The sequence below is a fragment of the Rhodoferax sp. genome (assembly GCF_018780565.1).
Taxonomy (GTDB): domain Bacteria; phylum Pseudomonadota; class Gammaproteobacteria; order Burkholderiales; family Burkholderiaceae_C; genus Rhodoferax.
The window spans coordinates 38,394-61,155 of sequence record NZ_JADMJN010000007.1 but is presented as its reverse complement, the minus strand read 5'-3'; the positions used below and the strand labels follow the sequence as shown (position 1 = coordinate 61,155).

The 22,762-nt window shown below is 59.8% G+C and carries 22 protein-coding genes; 4 read left to right on the top strand and 18 right to left on the bottom strand.

Annotation, left to right across the window (positions count from 1 at the left end; genetic code table 11):
• Nucleotides 1–26 precede the first annotated feature (26 nt).
• Nucleotides 27–410: a SirB2 family protein gene (locus IV109_RS11195; protein WP_296696236.1), complete on the top strand. Its 384-nt coding sequence runs from the start codon at nt 27–29 to the stop codon at nt 408–410.
• Nucleotides 411–479: 69 nt separating this feature from the next.
• Here IV109_RS11195 and IV109_RS11190 read toward each other — a convergent pair whose 3' ends face one another.
• From IV109_RS11190 to IV109_RS11155, 8 genes are all read right to left on the bottom strand, one after another.
• On the bottom strand, nt 480–839 hold the full coding sequence (locus tag IV109_RS11190; protein ID WP_296696232.1) for a response regulator: 360 nt from the start codon (nt 837–839) through the stop codon (nt 480–482).
• A 78-nt stretch (nt 840–917) separates the two neighbouring features.
• Complete coding sequence (locus tag IV109_RS11185) at nt 918–2,675, bottom strand: sensor histidine kinase (RefSeq protein ID WP_296696229.1); 1,758 nt, start codon at nt 2,673–2,675, stop codon at nt 918–920.
• Nucleotides 2,676–2,800: 125 nt separating this feature from the next.
• Nucleotides 2,801–3,769: a hypothetical protein gene (locus tag IV109_RS11180; RefSeq protein ID WP_296696226.1), complete on the bottom strand. Its 969-nt coding sequence runs from the start codon at nt 3,767–3,769 to the stop codon at nt 2,801–2,803.
• Nucleotides 3,770–3,860: 91 nt separating this feature from the next.
• On the bottom strand, nt 3,861–4,769 hold the full coding sequence (locus IV109_RS11175; protein WP_296696223.1) for a pseudouridine synthase: 909 nt from the start codon (nt 4,767–4,769) through the stop codon (nt 3,861–3,863).
• Nucleotides 4,770–4,776: 7 nt separating this feature from the next.
• On the bottom strand, nt 4,777–5,514 hold the full coding sequence (gene trmB / locus IV109_RS11170; protein ID WP_296696548.1) for a tRNA (guanosine(46)-N7)-methyltransferase TrmB: 738 nt from the start codon (nt 5,512–5,514) through the stop codon (nt 4,777–4,779).
• A gap of 74 nt (nt 5,515–5,588) precedes the next feature.
• Nucleotides 5,589–6,575, bottom strand: coding sequence for a tRNA glutamyl-Q(34) synthetase GluQRS (gene gluQRS / locus IV109_RS11165; protein ID WP_296696220.1), 987 nt, complete (start codon nt 6,573–6,575; stop codon nt 5,589–5,591).
• Between the two features lie 4 nt (nt 6,576–6,579).
• The gene (locus IV109_RS11160) at nt 6,580–7,629 is read right to left on the bottom strand and encodes an FAD-dependent oxidoreductase (RefSeq protein WP_296696217.1); all 1,050 of its coding nucleotides are present in this window, start codon (nt 7,627–7,629) and stop codon (nt 6,580–6,582) included.
• 37 nt (nt 7,630–7,666) lie between these two features.
• Nucleotides 7,667–8,605 carry a LysR family transcriptional regulator gene (locus IV109_RS11155; protein WP_296696214.1) on the bottom strand — a complete coding sequence of 313 codons (939 nt, stop codon included), beginning with the start codon at nt 8,603–8,605 and terminating at the stop codon, nt 7,667–7,669.
• A gap of 117 nt (nt 8,606–8,722) precedes the next feature.
• On the opposite strand from IV109_RS11155, the gene IV109_RS11150 reads away from it, so the two are divergent.
• Nucleotides 8,723–9,424: a pirin family protein gene (locus IV109_RS11150; RefSeq protein WP_296696212.1), complete on the top strand. Its 702-nt coding sequence runs from the start codon at nt 8,723–8,725 to the stop codon at nt 9,422–9,424.
• 40 nt (nt 9,425–9,464) lie between these two features.
• Complete coding sequence (locus tag IV109_RS11145) at nt 9,465–10,019, top strand: flavodoxin family protein (RefSeq protein ID WP_296696209.1); 555 nt, start codon at nt 9,465–9,467, stop codon at nt 10,017–10,019.
• On the opposite strand, the gene IV109_RS11140 is transcribed toward IV109_RS11145, so the two are convergent.
• The 3 genes from IV109_RS11140 to IV109_RS11130 all read right to left on the bottom strand — a co-directional run bounded on the left by IV109_RS11140 (nt 10,016) and on the right by IV109_RS11130 (nt 14,460).
• Nucleotides 10,016–12,646, bottom strand: a complete 2,631-nt coding sequence (locus IV109_RS11140) for an EAL domain-containing protein (RefSeq protein WP_296696206.1) — start codon at nt 12,644–12,646, stop codon at nt 10,016–10,018. The genes IV109_RS11145 and IV109_RS11140 overlap by 4 nt on opposite strands.
• The gene (locus IV109_RS11135) at nt 12,643–13,656 is read right to left on the bottom strand and encodes an ABC transporter substrate-binding protein (RefSeq protein WP_296696204.1); all 1,014 of its coding nucleotides are present in this window, start codon (nt 13,654–13,656) and stop codon (nt 12,643–12,645) included. Before IV109_RS11135 ends, IV109_RS11140 begins: the two co-directional genes overlap by 4 nt.
• Nucleotides 13,657–13,722: 66 nt before the next feature.
• Nucleotides 13,723–14,460 (bottom strand): sulfurtransferase, encoded by a 738-nt coding sequence (locus tag IV109_RS11130; protein ID WP_296696201.1) that lies wholly within the window; start codon nt 14,458–14,460, stop codon nt 13,723–13,725.
• A 41-nt stretch (nt 14,461–14,501) separates the two neighbouring features.
• On the opposite strand from IV109_RS11130, the gene dnaE reads away from it, so the two are divergent.
• Nucleotides 14,502–18,050, top strand: coding sequence for a DNA polymerase III subunit alpha (gene dnaE, locus IV109_RS11125; RefSeq protein WP_296696199.1), 3,549 nt, complete (start codon nt 14,502–14,504; stop codon nt 18,048–18,050).
• An 89-nt stretch (nt 18,051–18,139) separates the two neighbouring features.
• On the opposite strand, the gene tolA is transcribed toward dnaE, so the two are convergent.
• Genes tolA through ribH form a run of 7 tightly spaced genes read right to left on the bottom strand, consistent with a single transcriptional unit; the run spans nt 18,140 to nt 22,752 of the window.
• Nucleotides 18,140–19,006 carry a cell envelope integrity protein TolA gene (gene tolA / locus IV109_RS11120; RefSeq protein WP_296696197.1) on the bottom strand — a complete coding sequence of 289 codons (867 nt, stop codon included), beginning with the start codon at nt 19,004–19,006 and terminating at the stop codon, nt 18,140–18,142.
• Nucleotides 19,007–19,015: 9 nt separating this feature from the next.
• Nucleotides 19,016–19,435, bottom strand: coding sequence for a protein TolR (gene tolR, locus IV109_RS11115; protein ID WP_296696195.1), 420 nt, complete (start codon nt 19,433–19,435; stop codon nt 19,016–19,018).
• A 15-nt stretch (nt 19,436–19,450) separates the two neighbouring features.
• The gene (gene tolQ, locus IV109_RS11110; RefSeq protein WP_296696194.1) at nt 19,451–20,143 is read right to left on the bottom strand and encodes a protein TolQ; all 693 of its coding nucleotides are present in this window, start codon (nt 20,141–20,143) and stop codon (nt 19,451–19,453) included.
• Entirely contained in the window at nt 20,140–20,568 is a 429-nt protein-coding gene (ybgC, locus tag IV109_RS11105; protein WP_296696193.1) for a tol-pal system-associated acyl-CoA thioesterase, read from the bottom strand. The genes tolQ and ybgC overlap by 4 nt, the downstream gene beginning before the upstream one ends.
• Nucleotides 20,565–21,749, bottom strand: a complete 1,185-nt coding sequence (locus tag IV109_RS11100) for a pyridoxal phosphate-dependent aminotransferase (RefSeq protein WP_296696191.1) — start codon at nt 21,747–21,749, stop codon at nt 20,565–20,567. The genes ybgC and IV109_RS11100 overlap by 4 nt, the downstream gene beginning before the upstream one ends.
• Complete coding sequence (nusB, locus tag IV109_RS11095) at nt 21,746–22,279, bottom strand: transcription antitermination factor NusB (protein WP_296696188.1); 534 nt, start codon at nt 22,277–22,279, stop codon at nt 21,746–21,748. Before nusB ends, IV109_RS11100 begins: the two co-directional genes overlap by 4 nt.
• Nucleotides 22,279–22,752 carry a 6,7-dimethyl-8-ribityllumazine synthase gene (ribH, locus tag IV109_RS11090; protein WP_296696185.1) on the bottom strand — a complete coding sequence of 158 codons (474 nt, stop codon included), beginning with the start codon at nt 22,750–22,752 and terminating at the stop codon, nt 22,279–22,281. The genes nusB and ribH overlap by 1 nt, the downstream gene beginning before the upstream one ends.
• Nucleotides 22,753–22,762: the final 10 nt, after the last annotated feature.

Here is a 22,762-nt window from a genome sequence, read left to right as displayed (position 1 = left end):
GGCGGCGCCGGATGGAAGGAATCTGCGTGGACTACTATTTGGTGAAGTTGCTGCACGTAGGTTGTGTGGTGCTCAGCATCAGCCTGTTTATTTTGCGCGGTTCATTGGAACTGTTTGCACAAGCCTGGCGCCAGTCGCGCTTGCTGCGCGTGGCTCCGCATGTGATCGACACAGTGCTGCTCAGCTCCGCAGTCTGGATGGCGTGGCGCATTGGCCAGTATCCTTTCGTGAATGCCTGGCTGACCGCCAAGGTACTGGCTCTGCTGGCTTATATTCTGCTGGGCATGAAGGCCCTGGGCAAGAGCACACCCGCATCACAAAAGCTGGTGTACTTTGTCGCGGCGCTGTTCAGTGTGGGTTACATCGTGGGCGTGGCGCTCACGCGTTCGCCCAGCTGGGGCATGCTCTAGCGCAGTTGATCAAACGCGAGCGAAGTCGATGACGATAGCGCCGGGTTCGGCTGTGTCAGGGATGAAGAACTAGGGGCGCAGATATTTCAGTGCAGCGTCAATCACTGTCTGAAGTTCATATTCGGAAAATGGCTTGTTCAAATAGCCCAGGGGGGCAGACTGGCTGGCGCGGGCCCTGCTTTTTTCTTCGGCCACGAAAGCACTCAGAAATATCACGGGTACGTTGCATTGGGTTCGCATTGTTTGTGCCGCTGTGATGCCATCCATCGCGCTAGCCAGATGGATGTCCATCAGGGTCAGATCAGGCTGCAGGCGTGCGGACATCTCGATCGCCTGCTCGCCACTCGCGGCAATGCCTACCGGGATGCAACCCATTTTTCGTAGTTGCATGGCGATGTCCATAGCGACTATCGCTTCGTCTTCAATCACAAGAATTCTGGGTGGAGTCCTCGTTGTGTTGTTTTGGCTTTGAAGATTCACGATGACTGCCCCATGGTTGCCGCTAAACTAATCCGGCGTGATTTTTCCGCTTGGCGGCTTGATCTCGAACTCGATCGCGAAGGTAGAGCCTTGGTCAATGCTCAGAACGCCACCCATCTGGGTCGCCAGACTGGAAACCAGTTGAAGTCCCAGGGATTCCTGACGCTTTGACTCGAAGTCCTCAGGCAAGCCCACGCCATTGTCGGTGACGCTCAAACGCCAATGCTTGCTCGCGTCCATTGGCTTCAGAGTCAGCCACACTTCTCCAGTGCGCTCATCCGGGAATCCGTGCTTCAGCGCATTGGATAGTAGTTCGCTCACCAGCAATCCGCAAGGTGTAGCTTGATCAAGCCCGACCTGTACGGATCCCAGTTCCAGACGAAGTTGAATGGATGCTGGCGATGCGAGCAAGGTTGAGAATGTCTGGGTGGCGACCTCACTGAGGTAGCTTCCCAGATCAATGGATGCGAAAGTACCGGCCCGGTAGATGGATTCGTGCAATAGGGCCATCGAGCGAACCCGGTCCTGCATCGCCTGAAGTACGGCTTGGGCTGAGGCGTTGTCGCTACGCCCTCTCTCCAATCGGAGCAAACTTGTGATCACCTGCAAGTTGTTTTTGACCCGGTGGTGTACTTCCTTCAGCAAGGCTTCCTTATCCCGCAGCGAGGTCTGCAAGGACGCGTTGGCTTGCTGCAAGGCCTCTTCTCTTTCCGCCAGGGTTTTCAATACGCCATTGAAGCCAGTGACCAGTTCACCGATTTCATCGTCATTTGTGATTGGCAAGGGCAGCAAGGGCTGCCTTTTCTTTGACCAATCGCTCAACAGGTTGGCAGCGCTGACCAAGGGAGACAGTTGACGTTTCAGATTGAACCAGATCAGACAGCCGACCACCAAAGTAAGAATCGCCGTGGCAGCCCAGGTTCGTGTGAGCAGATCGTTCAGTGGGACGAAGGCTTCCGCCGTCGGCAGGGACAGGATGAGTATCCATCCCGCAACAGGGATTTTTTTGGCGAGCCCAATTACCTCATCTCCTGCAATGTTGACAAATTTCTCGATACCCTCGTAGCCCTCCAGCCGACGATCCAGAACAGCGTGAACGCCACGCTCGGGAAGTATTTCCAGGCGTCGGCGGCTATCAGAGGAGGTGATGATTTGCCGATACTGCGGCGCGACCAGCCCGAAGTTGCCGGAATTGCCATAACGGCCATAGGTCACATGGTCCAGAAAGCCAGGTTTGCCAAGATCGGTCAATCCGGATACGGCTCCCACGAGCTTGCCTTGCGAATCCAGAACCGGGACTGTAATGTCAAAAGTTGGACCCGATGGCGGTCTCCCTTTTGTCGCGCGCCCAAATGTCAATGCACCGGTTTTGAGCGTGGCAGCAACACTTTCTTTGACCATGTGGTTTTCGCCCAGTCGACCCGCCGAAGCGGGAACCGACGCGATGACCTTGCCGTCGAGATCCAGGACGACGATGCCGTCGTTGAAGAGATCCTGAAATAGCGGACGCTCCTCTATGACGGTCTGCGGTGTCACGGAATTTCCCGTCATGGCTCGCCCCAGTGCCTTGGCGAGATTTCTCAGTCCACCAGAGCGATAACTCAGATCCTTATCGATCTGCGTGGCGACGGATGACGCCACTGACATCATCTGGTGGCTCAACAAGCGCTCCATATCGCGGCGCAGAAGCTGGCTTGTATACAACTCCAGGGACCAGAGGCTGACCAGGAATATGCCCAGCGACCCCAGTGTGATCCGTGTTTTCAGCGAGTTATGGGGGCGCACGTTTTATGCATCGAAGGCATCCAAATTTTGAGTCAAACTCCCTGCCAATTGCAGTGTCCGCCATGAGGCGCAAAAATCCCCTAGTGGAATACCCGCAATCGGTGGTCGCCGACCCGGGGATAAATCTATTTTCCAGCCCCTGCACCATACAACGTTTTTTCTTCCCCGGCATAGTTTGCATACGAGTCTTTCAAGCTGGCCACGTTCAGCAGCATGCTGGCCAAAACCTCCTGGCCACCGGGCGCATAGACCTGGGTGCGCAGCCACATGCTTTCGGTACGGCGGCTGCCGCTCAGAAACACCACTTCAGTGTCCAGCTCATAGGGCTCGTTGGCAAACAAGGGGCCCTTGATCAGGCGAATCTCCTGGTCGGCGAACAGGCCCACGGCGGGTCCGCGCACCGGCAGCGGGTCGGCCGATTTGGCATAGCCGCAGAGCACGCTGATCATCTCAAGGGGAATGGCGGGCCGTTTCCAGGGCGCGGTTTGTGCGCCTGTCTCGGTGTACCAGGGTGACGGTTCGGTGATCACCTTGAGTTTGTCGGCCAGCGAGAACGGGTACAGGTCGCCCATTTTCTGGTTCATGTCCATGCGCACGGCAATGCGTCTGGTGCGCATTCCCACTTTGATGTCGCGCAGGATGACCGCTTTTTCCAGCGGTGCAAGCTCAGTCAGGCGTTGCGCCAGCGCCGATGGCGCGTTGCCTTCACCAATGGATGCGGTGCCGCGCAGTATTTCCGTGCCATCGTCGCGCTGCATCCAGATTGTGGTTTGCGTTGCGCCTTCGGCGGGTGTGGCAACGAAGGCGCGCACTTTTTCGCCTTCGTAGCAGGGGTTGCGGTAGTGGGCGGAGATGCAGCCTTGCTCCAGCCATCGCGTACCCCACAGGCCTACGCACAAGGGTACAAACTGGCTGAAGTGGGTCGGGCCTTCGATGGTGCCGCCCTTGAAGCCGAGCTTTTGTGCAGTGGCATCGTCATGAATCGAGGCATGGCTGTCGTAGCTTTGCTCTGCCAGCATCTGACGCGGCATGCGCCACGGGCCGGACAATGCGCCGTCTTTGAGTTCCAGGGTGGTGTCGAAGGCTTGTGGCATGGTTGGCTCCATTAACTTTGAATGTGGGTGGGTTGGCAGGCTGGCCCGCCGCGATTCTAGGCAGTGCAGGTTGTGCTGTCTGTCGCCAACCCTACTGCGCCAGGCCCTGCAGCACAAGCCGACTTTCAAATCGCCGCTGTTCGCCAGTCACCGGGTCCAGGAACTCCACAGATTTGGCCAGCAGTTGCAGCGGGTGTTCGTAGTCTATTTGGCCCTGCGGCGTGAGGATGGGGTACAGGCCATCGCCCAGCAGCGGCAGGCCCAGTGCGGCCATGTGCACGCGCAGTTGGTGGCGCTTGCCGGTGACGGGGCTCAGGGCATAGCGGGCCAGTGGGCCGAGCACCTCCAGCACATCAATGTGGGTGACCGCATTGGGCGGGCCGCTGACCTCGTGCTGCAGCATGAAGTGGCCTGCTTCCTCCATGCGGCTCTCACGGGTCAGGGGCAGGGCCAGATCATCTCGCCACGGTGCGACGGCTTCGTAGGTCTTTTTGACGGCACGCTGGCTGAACAGGGCGTTGTAGGCGGCGCGATTTTGGGGCTGCACCGAAAACATCACCAGGCCCGCCGTGTCGCGGTCAATGCGGTGGATTGGCACAAGGGTGTCGATGCCCAACTTTTGCTTGAGCCGCACCAGCACGGTCTCGTTCAGATAGCCGCCGGAGGGCACTACCGGCAGAAAATGAGGTTTATCGACAACGATGAGATGCTCATCCTGGTGCAGGATCACCTCGTCAAACGGGATGCGGGGCTCGGCCTGCACAGTGCGGTAGTAGTAAACCCGCTTGTGGCCCTGGTAGGCGCTGTGGGGCGTGAGTTGCTCGCCGTGTTCGTCGATCACATCGCCGTGGTCCATGCGCTGTTGCCAGACTGCGCGGCCGATGGCGGGGAAGCGCTCGGCCAGAAAATCCAGGGTGGTGGGCCATGCCCCCGCAGGCAGTCCGATGCAACTGGGCCCCACGCCGTTGCGGGTAGGTGGTACAAAAGAAGCGCCGGACAAGGCGGGCCTAGATTCTTTCAAACACCAGGTCCCACACACCGTGCCCGAGTTTGATGCCCCGGTTCTCGAACTTGGTCAGCGGCCGGTAATGCGGCTTGGGCGCGTAGCCGGCCAGTTCGGGGTGGCTGGTTGTGGCGGTGTTCCTGAGCAGCGGCTCCTGGCTGAGCACTTCCAGAATCTGCTCGGCGTAGGGCTGCCAGTCGGTGGCGCAATGGATGTAGCCGCCCACCTTCAGGCGTGCCGCGAGCTTGGCAATCAGGGCGCTCTGGATCAGGCGGCGCTTGTTGTGCTTTTTCTTGTGCCAGGGGTCGGGAAAGAAGATGTGCACGCCATCCAGGCTTTGCAGCGGCAGCATGTTGTCAATGACATCCACGGCGTCATGGGCCACGATGCGGATGTTGCTCAGGTTCTGCTCACCAATGCGCTTGAGCAGCGCGCCGACACCGGGCTCATGCACCTCGCAACACAGGAAGTTTTTTTCCGGCATCACGCCCGCAATGTGGGCCGTGGCTTCGCCCATGCCAAAACCGATTTCCAGGATGATCGGGCGGCTTTGTGCGTCATTTTGACCGCTGGCCTGCGTGGAATTTTCATAGGCAGCTACAAAATCAATAGCATTGGGCTGGTAGGGCAAGAGAAACCTGGGGCCCAGGTCTTCAAAGGCTTTGGCCTGGCCCGTGGTGGTACGGCCAGCGCGTCGCACAAAGCTCTTGATTTCCTTGGGATAGGCCACGCCCTCAGGCATGCTGCCCCGGATGCGCGGCCGGCGGGTACCCTCGGTGGTTACGGGAAGGGTGGGGTCGGTTGGGTTTGTTTCGTTCACGGACAGGATTGTAGAGAGGGGCAGGGGGCATGGGTGGGGGAAAGGCCCCAATCGCCGACCCACTTTCCGAGCACCTCCCCCATCCCCCCGGTGCGCTCAGGCAATCCCAGCACGCCAGCCGCCGCATTCAGCGCTGCCAGTGGATCTGTTGTATCCAGGGCTTGCGCACCACTCTGTTTCGAGAGCTTTTCCCCATTCGCCCCCAACACCAGCGGCGTATGCAGGTAGCGCGGGGTGGGCAGGCCCAGGCACTGCTGCAGCAGGATTTGCCGCGCCGTGTTGTCCACCAGATCTTCGCCGCGCACCACATCGGTGATGCCCTGTGCCGCATCGTCCACCACCACCGCCAGCTGGTAGGCAAAGAGGCCATCTGCGCGCTTCAGGACAAAGTCGCCAACCTCGGCCTGAACATCCTGCTGCTGTGGCCCCAGCCGGCGATCGACCCAATGAATCAGATCGCCTTTTGATGCTATTGAATCAATAGCTGTTGAGGCGGGAGAGACGGCGGGATTCGCCCCGAACGATGCTGAAACGTCGGTGCGCAGTCGCCACGCACGCCCCTGGCGGCCCTGCAAGCCGGTGCGGCAGGTGCCGGGGTACACCAGTTCGCCGTGGCGTACAGTGGTTCGACCCAGTCGCGCCAAAGCGGCTTCGATGTCTTTGCGCGAGCAGGCACAGGCGTAGGCCAGTCCCCGCGCTACCAGCTGGTCCAGCGCCTGCTGGTAGAGCCCGGTGCGCTGCGATTGCCACACGGGTGGCTCGTCGGGGGTCAGGCCGCAGTCGGCAAGTTGTTTCAGGATGACCTGTTCCATGCCAGGCACACAGCGCGGCGTGTCCACATCTTCCATGCGCACAAGCCAGCGGCCGCCATGGGCGCGTGCGTCCAGCCAGCTGGCCAGCGCCGCGACCAGCGAGCCAGCGTGCAGCGGCCCGGTGGGAGAGGGGGCAAACCTACCGGTGTAAGTGGTCCCCGCGCTTTGCATGCCGTCAGGCAACCGACAGCGCGAGCTCCAGGCCGGAGACAAAAGCGTTTTCTACCCGGTGCCCCAGGCACCAGTCGCCGCAAACGCCCAGGCCGGTGCTGGCATCCCACAGGTGGGATTTACCCAGCGGCTGCGTGGTCTTGGCGTAGCGCCAGCGTTGGGTGTCCACAAACGCTGGCGTGGCGCGGATGCCGGTCACTTCGGAGAACGCCTTGAGCAGCTTGGCTTGCACACGCATGGGGTCGTCTTCCAAATGCTCCTGCGACCACGCGGCGCTACCCTGCACGGTCCAGCGCTCAATGGCGTTGCGTCCGGGCTTGGAGGATTCGCGGGCCAGCCAGGCAATGCGGTGGTGGGTGCTGCGCGCGGCATTCCACTGGGGGCCCAGTGTGGTCAGGCCGGGCTGCATGGCTTGCGGAAAGGCCAGCAAAAGCGTCCAGCAGGGCGCTGTCTCCACGCGGTCGAGTTGCGTGGCCAATGGGTCTGCGTGTTGCGATGTGTTCAGCAGCAAACGTGCGGGTTCGGCGGGAATGGCCAGCAGCACGGCATCGAAGCCGGAAAACACATGGGTGCTGCCGGCAGGGCCTTCGGTGCGCAATTGCCACTGATGGCCATTCAAGGCGTCGCGCTGTAGATGCGTGACGCGGGTTTCCAGTTCCACGTTGTGCTGTTCCATCAGTGGCAGCGCCCAGCGGCTGGCCAGTGCACTCATGCCGGGAGTGGGTACCCAATGGGCATCCTTGCCGGGCAAACCGGCGGCGGCCACGCGGCCCAACTCGTCGAGCACGCGCACCGTGTTGGCGCTCCAGGGTTTGCACAAGTCCGGTGTCGTGGCCAGTGCGCGGACAAATCGGGGGTCGCGCACGGTGAAATATTGCGCCCCGTGATCAAAGGTGCCAAAGGAGGTGCTGCGTGTGGCCATGCGCCCGCCAATGCCCGCACTTTTTTCGAACACCGTGACCTTGTGGCCTGCTTGCACCAGGGTGCGGGCGCATGCGACGCCGGCCATGCCAGCACCGATGATGGCGATGTTTTTGGGTTTGGATTTGGTCATGAACGGTATCTCCAATGGTTGTTGTATAGCTTGCACTTTACACGCCTTGGTGTCGCTCCAGCAAAGCGGCCCGGGTGGCGGGACTTGTGAGCTGTGTCAACCACCATTGCAGCGCACGTCCCTGGCCTGCTTTGGTGGCGCTGCGCCACGCATAGTTGACACGCACAATGCGCTGCGGTCGGTCCACCTTCTTGACCACCAGGCGGCCGGTATCGATGTAGGCGCGTGCCATGCATTCCGGTACGAAACCGCTGCCCAGTCCGCGCAACTGCGCGTCGAGCTTGGCCTGCATGGTGGCGACGGTGAACACATCCTGGCCACCCAGCAAGCCAAAGGTCATTCCGGCGCCGCGGGCAATGGTGTCGGCCACGGCCACCGCGCGATGCTGGCGTATCACATCGTCCTTGAGCGGCTCGGGGGCGTTGGACAGAGGATGATGGGGCGCCACAGCGTAAACAAAGCTCACATCGCCCAGCGGCTTGCCATGGATGCCGGCAACCGTGGTGGAATCTGCAACGCCCAGCGCCAGATCGGCCTGACCCGAGGTCAGGGCTTCCAGCGTGCCGGACAGGGTTTCGTCGCGTAGCTTGATGCGGGTGGGTGGGTTGAGCGCGAAGAAGCTCTCACACAGTTCCATCACGGTGGCTTTGGCGATGATGCTGTCCACCGCAATCGTGAGTTGCGGCTCCCAGCCGGTGGCCACGCGCTTGACCCGGTTGGCCACAGCATCGATTTCCTCCAGAAGGCGAGTACCTTCGCGCAGCAGCTCGGCACCCGCTTCGGTCAACCGGGCCTGACGCGAACTGCGGTCGTACAGCAGCACATCCAGTGCATCTTCGATCTGGCGTACCCGGTAGGTCAGGGCGCTGGGCACCACACCGAGTTCGCGCGCAGCGGCGGCAAAGCTGCCTGCGGTGGCAATCGCCTGCAGCATGGCAAAGGCGTCCGGCGTCAAAACATCGCGTGAAGTTTGCACTTTAATGTTCCTTTGATTCAAACAATTTGAATGATGCCATCAAACCGGATGGACTGCCATAGCCATTGGCGGGCGTACAGTTGAACCCATCAACAGCTTGCACCAAGGAGCAGGACCATGCTGACATTACGTCGATCCCAAGAACGCGGCTATGCCGACCACGGCTGGCTCAAGTCATTTCACAGCTTTTCGTTTGCGGGCTATTACGACCCGCAGCACATGGGTTTTGCCAACTTGCGCGTGATCAACGAGGACTGGATTGCGGCAGGCAAAGGCTTTGGCACCCATGGTCACCGCGACATGGAAATCATCACCTACGTGGTGAACGGCTCACTGGCGCACAAGGACAGCATGGGCAACGTCAAGTCGATCCCGCCGGGCGATGTGCAGCGCATGAGCGCGGGCACTGGTGTGCAGCACAGCGAATTCAACCATGCGCCCAACGAGACCACCCACCTGCTTCAAATCTGGATTGAGCCCAATGTGACGGGCATCACCCCGAGCTACGAACAAAAGACCTTTGCCGATGCTGAAAAACGCGGCACCTTGCGTCTGGTTGCTTCGCCAGATGGTGCGCAGGGCTCTGTCACCATCCATGCGGATGCCCGCCTGTATGCGGGTCTGCTCGATGGTGAGCAGAAAGTCGACTTGGCGCTGAACCCGGCTCGCAAGCGCTACGTGCATTTGGTGCGTGGCTCACTGGAGGTCAATGGCGCCGTCCTGGCTGCAGGCGATGCGGCGCTGATCGAAAACGAGAGCCAATTGCGGTTGACTCACGGCAAGGATGCCGAGGTGCTGGTGTTTGACCTCGGTGCTTGATAGTTCATCAATTTTTCCCTTTATTTCAGGAGTAAGCAAAATGGCAAAAGTAGCAGTGGTTTTTCACTCGGGTTATGGTCACACCCTGCGCATGGCGCAATCCGTGGCGGACGGCGCGGGTGCCGAACTGGTGGCGATCGATGCTGAAGGCAATGTGTCGGAGGCGGGCTGGAACACGCTCAACGCCGCAGACGCCATCATCATGGGTTCACCCACCTACATGGGCACCGTGAGCTGGCAGTTCAAGAAATTTGCTGACGCGACCAGCAAACCCTGGTTCAGCCAGGCCTGGAAAGACAAGGTGTTTGCCGGTTTCACCAACAGCGCCACCATGAACGGCGACAAGCTGTCCACACTGCACTATTTGTTCACTCTGGGTATGCAGCATGGCGGCATTTGGGTCGGCACGGGCATGATGCCCAGCAACAGCAAGGCGGCCCAGCGCAACGACATCAATTTTGTGGGCTCGTCCAGCGGTGCCATGGCGCAGTCTCCATCAGATTCCTCGCCAGCAGAAATGTTGCCTGGCGATCTGGAAACAGCCCGCCTGTTTGGCAAGCGCGTGGCCGAAGTCGCTGTGAAGTTTCGCGGCTAAACCTTAGCCTGCAGCTGCGCCTCCAGCGCATCTGCAGGTACCGGGCGCCCAAACAGATAGCCCTGGAACATGGGGCAACCTTGCTGGCGCAGCAACTCGCCCTGTTCGGAGCGTTCCACACCCTCGGCGATAACTTCCAATCCCAGGCTCTGTCCCAGCGCGATGACGGTGCGCGTGATGGCCGCGTCATTGGCATCGGTCAGGATGTCTCGCACGAACGAGGCATCGATCTTGAGTTGCTGCAAAGGCAATCGCTTCAGGTAGGCCAGGGACGAGTAGCCGGTTCCGAAATCATCAAGCGAAAAGGTGACGCCCAAGGCCGTGAGCTGGCGCATTTTGAGGATGATGTCCTCCATGTTTCTGGCCAGTACACTTTCGGTCAGTTCGAGTTGCAGCAAGCTCGGTTTGGCACCGCTGTTTTGAAGCGCGGTGCGTACCCGGTCGACAAAGTCGGGCTGAAAAATCTGGTGCGCGCTGACGTTGACGGCTACCAGCAGCGGGTCCATGTCACTGCGCGCTTGCCAGTCGGCAATCTGCTGGCAGGCCTCCTCCAGCACCCATTGGCCCATGGGCAATATGAGACCGGTCTCCTCGGCCATGGGAATGAACAGGCCGGGCGCCACCAGACCGCGCACAGGGTGCTGCCATCGCACCAGTGCTTCGACTCCCCGTGCCTTGCCATCGATGTCAACCTGGACCTGGTAGTGCAGCATGAGCTGTTTGAGCTCCAGTGCCTGGCGAAATTCTGCTTCCAGGGCGGCACGCTCCGTCAGGCGCGAGGCCATCGCGGCGTCGAATAGCCGGAAGGTGTTGCGCCCTGCAGCCTTGGCCTGGTACATGGCAATGTCGGCGCGTTTGAGCAACTCGTCGGCTGCCAGCTGCTGTTCATTGCACAGGACGACGCCAACGCTGGTGGTGATGTGATGAAGCTGGTCTTCGATGTCGAATGGCGCATGAAACAGCGCCACCAGCTTTTCTGCATGTTCAATGGCCGCTTCTGCGGCGCGACGGGTGTCGACCGCCACGAGTTCCAGCATCACCACGAACTCATCGCCACCGGGACGGGCGATGGTGCGTTGATCGCCAAACAGGCTTTGCAGGCGCTGGGCGACAGCAACCAGCAGGGCGTCCCCCACTTTGTGCCCCAGTGTGTCGTTGAGTTGCTTGAAGTGGTCCAGATCCATCATCAGGATGGCACATTGCTGACCGGTGACGGGCCCTGCAGCCATGGCTTTGTCAATTCTCTCGGTCAGCAGTCGTCGGTTGGGCAGTCCAGTCAGGCGGTCGTAAAAAGCCAGTCGGTAGATGTGTTCGGTCTGGGCCTTGCGCTCGGAGATGTCACCAAATACCGCCACGGTCTGCACCAGTTGACCGCGTTTGAAAACGGACTGGGCACTCACCTCCACAGGAAGTACCTTGCCACTACGGGTCACAAAAGTAGTTTCCCCGGTGCGTACGGGCAGGTCATGCTCGCCATTGCGGGAAAATTTTCGAATGGATTGCCCCAGCAATTGTTCTCGCTGATAACCCAGAAGACGTTGCGCTGCGCGATTCACGTAGGTAATCCGGCCCGAGGCGGTAACCACGTACAGACCTTCGACCATGGCATCGGCAATGGATGACAGGCGACGGCCCAGCATGGTGCTGTAGATGGCCAGTGCCAGTACCGCCGTCACGGCCCCCACCAGTATCACGATCAGCAGGCGGTATTGCTGCCAGATTTCCTCCGGCGAGACACGCGCCTGGACGTCAAATGGCGGGACCTTCAGCTCGCGCATCATGCTGCGCACCGGTTCGTATTCAGCCGGGATGGTGAAGCCGTGAATTTTCAGACTTTGCGCCACTGCGCCACCATGGGGCAGCGACAGCAAGGCGCCAGCCACACGAACCGCCAACTCTTCAGGAATGTGAGACATGGCGACCACCGGCCACTCCGGGTAAAGCGCGGTGGATGCGGCGAATGGGTAGCCCGGCAAATTTTGACGGTTCACAACCTTGACTTGTGAAATATCGAGCTTGCCCTCGCTTGCCAATGCCTCAATAAGGCCTGAGCGCACAAAGGCGACGTCGGCTTTGCCGGCAAGCAATGCTTCCACGGCCAGGTCCTGCGGCAAGCCGGTTTGCAACAGGGGACCTATATCCACATGGGCCTTGCTCAGGGTGTAGGCCTGGGCCTGGTAGGCGCCGAACCCCGTGGTCGAGGCTGTGGCGACGCGTTTGCCCTGCAGGTCTTGCAGGGTGTTGATGTCTGTTTGCTTGCTTCGGGTCAGGATGACGCCGCCAAACACGCGAACCGGTTTTCCTTGCTCCATATTGATAAGGGTGGCCAATGGGGAGGAGAGACCATTCTGGTGCGTCATGCGCACGTATTCGGCGGGCTGGGTGATTACGAAGTCGATCGACTGTTGGCGGATGGCTTCCTGCAGACCATCGAAATCAAAGATCTGAATTTTGAAGCTGTGCCCCGAGACTGACGTATTCAGGTAGCTTTCAAGAGGTTTCCATTGGGCCTGCGCCTGGGCCTTGGGGCGAAACGACAAAATACCGAAAGTGACGGTTTCGGTGGCCAGTGCCTGCCCGCTCAGCCATGCCAGCAGGAGCAGTAGGCAGCGCAGGGTTTGTTTCATGAAGAGGCGTCTCCGGGCAGGTAGGCGTCGCTGAAAAGCGTATCTGCCTGCGCTGGCGCAGTCAGAATGCCCGCCGCCTGCATGATGCGCGACAGGCGGGGCGTTACGGTAGCCATATGGCCCTTTTTCGGGGCCAGGTAGCTGCGATTGGCCACGATGTCGGGCAACTCCAGGCCGCGCAGGGAGTCGATCAGTTCTTCCGCCGGGATGCCCAGGTGCGGCGCCATGCGGTAAGCCGTGTCCCAGGGGTTGCGCCGCAACTCTTCCAGCGCCGCGAAGTGTGCGCGCAGCGCTTTTCGCAGGGTATCGCCATGTTTCTGGGCCACTTCGGTCCTGATGGCAAGTACGTCAAAAATGGTGTCGGGCAACTGGCGGGTACTCAGCAGGCGGTGCGCCGATTTGGCCGCCAAACGCCCCGCCACAGGTTCATAGGTGATGAGCGCATCCACATTGGAGCCCGCCCAGGCGGCTTCCTGCTCCGTGAAGTCGATGAATTTGGGTGTGACGTCCGAACGTGTGAGGCCAGCATTTTCCAAAATCATCGCCAGCATCAGTTCACCCAGCGCACTGGATTCCATGCCGATCACTTTGCCCCGCAGTTGCTCCAGTTTCGTCACGCCAGGGCGTGCCAGAAGCACGTCAGCACCTTTGGAAACGTCAAAAACGAGCACAACGGTGAGCGCCATCCCATTGACCTGCAGCGCCAGTGCTTCGTCCAGTGTCAGCATGGCACCGTCTGCGCGGCCCTCCTTGAGAGCGTCGATCGATGCCTTGATAGAAGGCATCTCCTGAATGACCAGTTCTGGTGGCAATTTCCCCTGGGATTGCGCAAAAAAAAGGGGTTCGTAACCGGGCCAGGGGTGACCGGCAATGCGCAGGGGCTCGCGACGATCGCAGCCGCCCAGCCAACCGGACCAGGATGCAGTCAACAGGGTACCCAGCACCAGACGCCGAGTGATCTGTTGCGGGGATGAGTTTTGGGGCGCAAGAGTTGGTGGGTGATGACCCATGTTGTCCTCCGAACCCCGAACTTACCACGTTCATATGACAATCGTCCCGAGGGACTCATCAGATGGCTATGAGGCAATGACGGACAGGTCCGCACCTACCGCCCGACGCTCGTCAAACACAAAGCAACCGCCCTGGTAGTGGGTGCCACCGGTTTCTTCAAAATATTTGAGGATGCCGCCTTCGAGTTGGTACACATGCTCCAGTCCCGCTTCGCGCATGAAAATCGCAGCCTTCTCGCAACGGATGCCGCCCGTACAAAAACTCACCACGGTCTTGTCCTGAAGGTCTGTCTTGTGGTCCAGCAAGGCCTGGGGAAACTGGGTGAATTTCTGGATACGCCAATCAATCGCACCTTCAAAGGTGCCGGCGTCCACTTCAAAGTCATTGCGGGTATCCAGCGTCACTACCGGACGACCCTCGTCGTCATGACCTGCATCAAGCCAGCGTTTGACCGTGGCGGGCGACACGGCGGGTGCGCGCCCGTTGGCGGGGCGAATCGCCGGGTGGTCCATGCGGATGATTTCACGCTTGACCTTGACCAGCATTTTCTTGAATGGCTGATGGTCGGACCAGCTTTCCTTGGGTGAAATGTCCGCAAAGCGGGGATCGGTGTGCAATTGCGTTACAAAACCGCGCACAGCGTCGCCAGGGCCGGCCAGGAACAGGTTGATGCCCTCTTCGGCCAGCAAAATGGTGCCTTTGAGCTGCAAGTCCAGCGCCCGTGCCAGCAATACTTCCCTGAGCGCGGCGGCATCGGGCAGGGGGACGAATTTGTAGGCAGAGATGTTCAGAGTGGTGTTCACCCTCCCATTTTAAGAGGCGCGGAAAACTACAATGACCGACTATGTTTGTTCACCTGCGTCTCCACACCGAATTCTCCGTCGTAGACGGCACCAACCGCATTGACGAGATTGTCAAGGCCGCTGCGGCCGACAAACAGCCTGCGCTGGCGATCACCGACCTCAGCAACCTGTTTGCCGCCATCAAGTTTTACAAGGAAGGGCGCAAGCGCGGCGTCAAACCCCTGATCGGCGCGGAAATCTGGCTGGAAGGCCTGGGCAAGGACGAGGCGGCCTTGTCGCGCATGGTGGTGCTGGTGCAAAACAAGCAGGGCTACCTGAATCTGTCCGAATTGCTGGCACGCGCCTGGACGCAAAACGCCGGCAAGGCGCAGGCCAGCGTCAAGCTGGCTTGGCTCAAGGAGTTGAATGAGGGCCTGATTGCCTTGTCGGGCGCCCAGGCCGGGCCCGTGGGTCAGGCACTGGTGCAGGGTGATGAAGCCCGTGCGCTGGATGTGGCGATGCAATTGGGCAGTATTTTTGTGCACCGCTTCTATCTGGAACTGCAGCGCGCCGGGCGTGTGGACGACGACGCGCATGTGGCTGCCGCTGTGCAGTTGGCGGCCCGTGCCGGGTTGCCGGTGGTGGCCACGCATCCGGTGCAGTTCACCCTGCCGGACGATTTTGAGGCCCATGAGGCACGCGTCTGCATTGCCGAGGGTGAAATTTTGGGCAACCAGCGCCGGGTGCGCAAGTTCACACGCGAGCAGTATTTCAAGTCGGCCGCGCAAATGCAGGCGCTGTTTGCTGATGTGCCCTCTGCTGTGGCCAACACGGTCGAAATTGCCAAGCGCTGCAACCTGACCCTGGTGCTGGGCAAGCCGCAACTGCCAGACTTTCCCACGCCGCTGGTCAACGGCCAGCGCATGAGCCCCGAGGACTACTTTCGCTACGCCTCGCACGAAGGTCTGAAGGAGCGCATGACGCACCTGTACCCCGATGTGGCCAAGCGCGAGGCGGAGATGCCGCGCTATGTGGAGCGGCTTGAATTCGAGATCGCGACCATCCTGAAGATGGGCTTTCCCGGTTACTTTTTGATCGTGGGCGACTTCATCAACTGGGCCAAGAACAACGGCTGTCCGGTGGGGCCGGGCCGGGGTTCTGGCGCCGGATCGCTGGTGGCCTACGTGATGAAGATCACCGACCTGGACCCGTTGCAATACAACCTGCTGTTTGAGCGTTTCCTGAATCCTGAGCGGGTATCCATGCCCGACTTTGACATCGACTTTTGCCAGACCAACCGCAATCTGGTGATCGACTATGTGAAAGACAAATACGGCAAAAACGCCGTCAGCCAGATCGTCACCTTCGGCACCATGGCCGCCAGAGCCGCAGTGCGCGACGTGGGCCGGGTGCTGGACATGAGCTACACCTTTTGCGATGGCATCAGCAAGCTCATTCCCAACAAGCCAGGTGTCGCGGTCAGCCTGCAATTGCCACCCGCTGACCGCAAGAAGGACGACAAGACCGTGTACGCCACGGATGAGCCGATTCTGGCTGAGCGCGAGGAAAAGGAAGAAGACGTCAAGCTCCTGCTGGAGTTGGCCCGCAAGTTGGAGGGCATGACCCGCAACGTCGGCATGCACGCCGGTGGTGTGCTGATTGCACCGGGCAAGCTGACCGACTTTTGCCCGCTGTACCAGCAGCCCGGCAGCGACTCAGCGGTGAGCCAGTACGACAAGAACGACGTGGAAGCCATTGGTCTGGTGAAGTTCGACTTCTTGGGCCTGGCCACGCTCACCATCCTGGAGATTGCGCGCGAATTCATCATCAAGCGCCACAAGGGTCAGGAAAACTTTGCGTTCGAGAACCTGCCGCTGGACGACGCAGCGGTCTACCGTCTGTTTTCCGAAGGCAAGACCGAAGCTGTGTTCCAGTTTGAAAGTCGCGGCATGCAGGGCATGCTGAAAGACGCCAAGCCTACGCGGCTGGAAGACCTGATCGCGTTGAACGCCTTGTACCGCCCGGGCCCGATGGACCTGATTCCCAGCTTTGTGGCGCGCAAGCACGGGCGCGAGGTGGTGGAGTACCCGCACCCGCTGGTGGCCAATATGCTGAGTGAGACCTACGGCATCATGGTCTACCAGGAGCAGGTGATGCAGACGGCGCAGATTCTGGGCGGCTACTCGCTCGGCGGCGCCGACATGCTGCGCCGTGCCATGGGTAAAAAAGACGCGGACGAGATGGCCAAGCATCGCCAGATCTTTCGCGACGGTGCGGCCAAGAACAACATCGACGAGGCCAAGGCCGACGAGATTTTCGACTTGATGGAGAAGTTTGCAGGCTATGGCTTCAACAAGTCGCATGCCGCTGCTTACTCATTGCTGGCGTACCACACGGGCTGGCTCAAGGTGCACTACACGGCAGAGTTCTTTTGCGCCAACATGACGGTGGAAATGGACGACACCGACAAGCTCAAAGTCCTGTTTGAAGATGCCTTGAAGATGGGGCTGACGTTTGAGCCGCCCAATGTGAACCGCGGCGTGCACCGCTTTGAACCCATCTCTGACACGATGATTCGCTATGGCCTGAGCGCCATCAAGGGCACCGGCCAGCAGGCTATCGAAGCGATCGTGGCCGCACGCGAAGGTCGGGGCGTGGGACCCAACGCCGATGTGATCGGCCCGTTTAAGAGCCTGTTTGATTTCTGCGCCCGCGTCGACCGCAGCCGCATCAACAAACGCACGGTCGAGGCCCTGATCAAGGCCGGTGCGTTCGACACGATCCAGCTCAACCGCGCCTCCCTGCTGGCCTCAGTGGATATGGCATTTGACTTTGGCGCTGCAGCCCTGGCGAACGCCAACCAGGGCGGTCTGTTTGACATGGGTGGCGACGACGATCATGGCTCCAGCACGCAGGAGCCCGACTTGGTGGAGACCATGCCCTGGGGCATCAAGGAGCGTCTGACCTACGAGAAAACCGCTGTGGGCTTCTATCTGTCGGGCCATTTGTTCGACGAGGTCGCGCTGGAGGTGCGCCGCTTTGCCAAGCGCCAGATTGAAGACCTGATCGACACGCGCGAACCGCAACTGCTGGCGGGCATCATCACCGATTTTCGGGTCATCAACGGGCAGCGCGGCAAGCTGGCATTGTTCAAGCTGGACGATAAATCCGGGATGATCGATGCGCGTGCCGATGAGGCCTTGATCAATGCGCACCGCAATTTACTCAAGGATGATGAGCTGGTGATTGTCATGGGCAAGGTGCAGCCGGACCGGTTCTCTGGCGGTGTGCAATTGACGGTGACGCAGATATGGGACCTGGACCAGGCGCGCTGCCGGTTTGGAAAATACCTGCGCGTGGCGGTGAATGGCCGTGCGCCGGATGTGGCGCGCATGATCAAGGAATATCCGGCCCGCCGGGAGAGCACGGAGCAGGGCGATCTGATTCGCGGCCTGGGGGTGCGCTTGGCGGTATCGCGTCAAGGCGAAACCGGCGCAGCCTCGGCTGAATTGCAACTGGGGGAGGGTGCTAAATTCTTTCCCAGCAATGAAGCGCTGGCAGGCTGGCGGGTACAGGCAGATCAGGGGCAGGCGGCGATCATTTACGAATAAAAATGGCTGATAGCCTTGGTCGATAATGACTTGTTAGCTATTAAAAATATAGCAAAATGATTTCGCTTGATGAGAGGCAAATCCCCCGCCTAGTCTTTCGGCCGGAAACTGATGACCAGCGTAGGCGGCACGCGGCCATCGGTATCGCGCGGCAGCACCTCGGTTTTGTCAACGGCTTTCAGCACGGCATCGTCCCAGGCTTTGAGGCCGCTGGGCTTGAGCAGCTTGCGACCCACGATGGTGCCATCGGGTGCCGTGCGCACTTCTACTTCCGCTGTCGGGTTCCCGGTGATGTCGTCTGCGAACACAATGTTGGGTTTGATGCGGGCACGGATGCGACCCGCGTAGCTTGTCGACGGTCCTGACGACTTCAGTGCTGTGCCTGTGGATGTTGCCGCACCCGTGGCACCGGCAAGTCCGGTCATGCGTTTGATGTTTTCCTGGCGCTGGGCTTCGAGCTTTTTGGCGTCCTGCTGAGCCTGCAGAGCCTCCTTGCGTTTATTGTCTTGTGCGGCTTTTTTCTTTTCTTCGGCCGTTTTTTTCTCCTGCAAGAGCCGTTCCTGCTTTTGCTTCTCCAACCTGGTTTTCGCCAGACGCTGGTTTTCCAGTTCTTGCTGTTTTTCTTTTTTCAGTCGCAACTTCTCGCGTTCCAGCGCGATATCGGCATCGGGCACTGTGGGTAGGAGGGGTGGCAGGGCTGGGGATGCTGCTACAGGCTTTTCGCGCGTTTCCTGGGGTTCTGGCGGAGCTTCTATCAATTTGGGCGCGGCTTGCTGGGGCACGGCGGACCACAACTCGGCTTCGGCGCCAAGTGTGAGGGTTTCACGCTTCCAGCTCACGCCCCAAGTCAGCGCAGCCAGCAAAAAGGCATGGGCCAGAATCGCCAGCCCAAGCGCCCGGAGCATGCCCGGTATGGGTGGTGGTGCGAACTCCAGGCGATCGGTCGCGGCGTGCATGTCTGGCGTCTAGTTGGCCAGTTGCACGGACAGTCCCACGCGCTGCACGCCAGCGCGCTGCAAGGTGTCCATGACCTTGACCACAGTTTCGTACTTGATGTTTTTGTCTGCGCTGATGACCACCGCCGGGTTGGTCGCACCGCTTTGGGCTTTTTTGACAGTGCTGGCGAGTTCTTTCAGCGGCAGTGCCGTCGATTTTTCCTGCAGCTTCATTGCAATCGATTCATCCTTGCCAATGACGATCTGGATCACCTGATCGGGCTGCTTGGCGGCTTTGCCCACGCTGGGCAAATCGATCACGCTGGGCGTGATCAGTGGCGCCGTCACCATGAAGATGATCAACAGCACCAGCATCACGTCGATGAAAGGCACCATGTTGATTTCATTGATGGTGCGGCGTCCGCGTCCGCGGCTGACCATAGAGGGCATGCTCAGACTCCTCGTCTAGCGGCCGGAGGCCGACTGCGCGCCAACGTTGCGCTGCAGGATGTTGGAAAACTCTTCAATAAAGGTTTCGAGTTTGATGGCAATGCGGTCGATATCCCTGGCAAAGCGGTTGTAGGCCACCACGGCGGGTATGGCAGCAAACAGGCCAATCGCAGTGGCCACCAGGGCCTCGGCAATGCCAGGGGCGACTGTGGCCAGAGTCACTTGCTGCAGCGAGGCCAACCCGGTGAAGGCGTGCATGATGCCCCACACGGTGCCAAACAAGCCCACATAAGGCGAGACCGAGCCGACCGAGGCCAGGAAAGAGAGATTGGTTTCCACCACGTCCATTTCGCGCTGGAAGCTGGCTCGCATAGCGCGGCGTGCGCCGTCCATCAGGGTGCCGGGGTCCACGATGCGTTTTTCGCGCAGTTTCTGGTATTCGCGCATGCCGCTGGCGAAAATGCGTTCCATCGGACCGGAGTCGCGGGCGTTTTTGGCGGCGGCGGCAAACAGGTCATTGAGGCTGGTACCGGACCAGAATTCGCGCTCGAAGTCTTCGTTCAGTGTTTTCACCTTGTTGAGCGAAAACAGTTTGCGGAAAATAGCCGCCCAACTGGCAACGGAGATGACCACCAGCAGCAGCATCACCAATTGCACGACCACACTGGCGTTGAGTACCAGATGGAGGATCGACAGGTCTTGGCTCATGTGAGGACTTCCAGAATGGATTGCGGAATTCGTGCAGGCTTGTAGGTAAGGCCATTGACCCAACCAACCCGGATGCTGCCCTCGCACAGCAGGATATTTCCCGATGGGCGTTTGAGCAGTGCCTGTTGGCGTATTGTCAATGATGCGCGACCCGTCTCAAGCGGCCATGCTGTAACAAAAAGTTCGTCGTCCAGCCGTGCCGGCTGGTGGTAGCGTACCTGTGTGTCACTCACCACGAACATGCCGCCGGTGTTTTCTCGCAGCAGGCGCTGTTCGATGCCCAGTGAGCGCAGCCATTCGGTGCGGGCGCGTTCGAAAAATTTCAGGTAGTTCGCGTAGAACACGATGCCACCCGCATCGGTGTCTTCCCAGTACACCCGCACAGGCCAGGTAAATTGATTTTCGTTGGCCGGGGTTTGGGTCATGACAACAGGGTTTTTAATCGTTCGATCGCCAGCTGCAATTGCGGCATGGCGCTGGCGGTGGAAAAGCGAATGAAGTTGGCGGTGTCAGCCACGCCAAAGTCGCGCCCTGGCGTGACGGCGACATGGGCGCGCTTCATGATCTCAAAGGAGAGATCCCAACTGTCTTTGACCTTGAGCTTTTGACAGGCCGCAGAGCAGTCAGCCCACGCATAAAAAGCGCCATCGGGCATCACCGGAACGTTCAGGCCCAGGGCGTTGAGCGCAGGAATGAAGTAGTCCCGCCGGGTCTTGAATTCGGCACGTCGGCCTTCGTATTCGGCGATGCTCTGGGCTTCAAAGCAGGCGAGGGCGGCGTATTGGGAAACAGTGCTGGGGCAGATAAACAGGTTTTGCGCCAGCCGTTCGATGACCGGCACCAGGCGCTCTGGCACCACCATCCAGCCCAGACGCCAGCCGGTCATGTTGAAGTATTTGCTGAAGCTGTTGATGCTGATGATGTTCTCATCCAGCGCCAGCGCTGTCTGGCCAAATTGGGGGTCGTAACTCAAGCCCAGGTAGATTTCATCCACCAGCGTAATGCCGCCCCTGTCGCTCACCGTCGAGTGAATCCGGCGCAGTTCGTCCGGGTGAATGGATGTACCGGTGGGGTTAGAGGGTGAGGCCAGCAAAACCCCACGGGTCTTGTCACCCCAGGCCGACTGTACCTTGTCGGCACTGAGCTGGAATCGCTCGGTGGCCGTGGTGGGGATCAACACCGCCTTGCCGTCGGCTGCACTGACAAAATGTCGATTGCAGGGATAGCTGGGATCGGGCATGAGAATCTCATCGCCCGACTCAATCAGTGCCAGGCAGGCCAGTTGCAGGGCGGCCGAGGCCCCTGCGGTAACCACAATACGGCTGGCAGGCACCTGCACCTTGAAGCGCTGCGCATACCAATCGCTGATGCGCTCGCGCAGTGGCTGCAGGCCGGTGGCCTGTGTGTACTGCGTGGCGCCCTCGTGCACAGCCTTGATGGCAGCTTCCTGGACCAAGGGGGGGGCAGTGAAGTCCGGTTCGCCAATGTTCAGGAAGAGCATGGGCGATGCCGTATTCGCGAACTCACGAGCCAAAACGGATGCCGCCTTGGCAACCTCCATCACATAGAAAGGCTCGATGCGCTGGGCACGGCCAGACACTCTCATGACCGGGCTTGACCCCGATCGGCGTTCACTTCAGCCTGGCGCAGGCTCGGTGCGAGGCCATTGAGCACTGCGTTGACATACTTGTGCCCATCGGTACCGCCAAACTCCTTGGCCAGCTCGACGCATTCATTGAGCACCACGCGCCATGGTACGTCCAGACAGTGCTTGAGCTCGTAGGCGCCAATCCACATCACACCATGTTCAATAGGCGAAATTTCCGCCAGCTTGCGGTCCAGAAGCGGGGTGATCAGTGCGTCAAGTTCAGCCGCCTCTTCGGTGCAGCCATGAAGCAGCGTGTCGAAGTGCACCGAGTCGGATTTCGAGAACCCGGCCAGATCGCGGGTGAAAATGTCAATGTCAGAGACCTCGTTCTTGCCAACCAGTTTCTGGTACAGGGCCTGCAGCGCAAACTCGCGCGAGCGCGAACGGTCTGATTTGCTACCGGCCTTACGAGCTCCGGTGCTGGTCAGCCCGGTCCGCGACTGGCGGGGTGGCCGGCTACCCGGTGCTTTTGGTGTCAGGTCGGTCATCAGATTTCTTCCAGGAGATTGGCCATTTCAACGGCGACGCGGGCAGCATCGCGGCCCTTTTCAGTTTTCCGCGCGATTGCCTGTTCCAAATTTTCGGTGGTGAGAATGGCATTGGCGATAGGTAGCTGGTAATCCAGGGAAACCCGGCTCACGCCAGCGCCGGATTCGTTGGCAACCAATTCAAAGTGGTAGGTCTCGCCCCGAATAATGCAGCCCAGGGCCACCAGTGCGTCGTATTTCAATTTGGCAGCCATGGCTCCCAAAGCCACAGGCACCTCCAGTGCGCCTGGTACCAGCACCAGGTCAATGTGCTTTTCAGGCACACCAAGTGCGATCAGCTCCGCCTTGCATGCCTCGGCCAAAGCGTTGGTGATGGGCTCATTGAAACGCGCCTGGACAATGCCGATGGTCAGTTTCCTGCCATTCATGAGGTTGTGTGCGGAATCCAGAGTTCCCTTTTCTGCGCCAAACATAGGTAGTCCT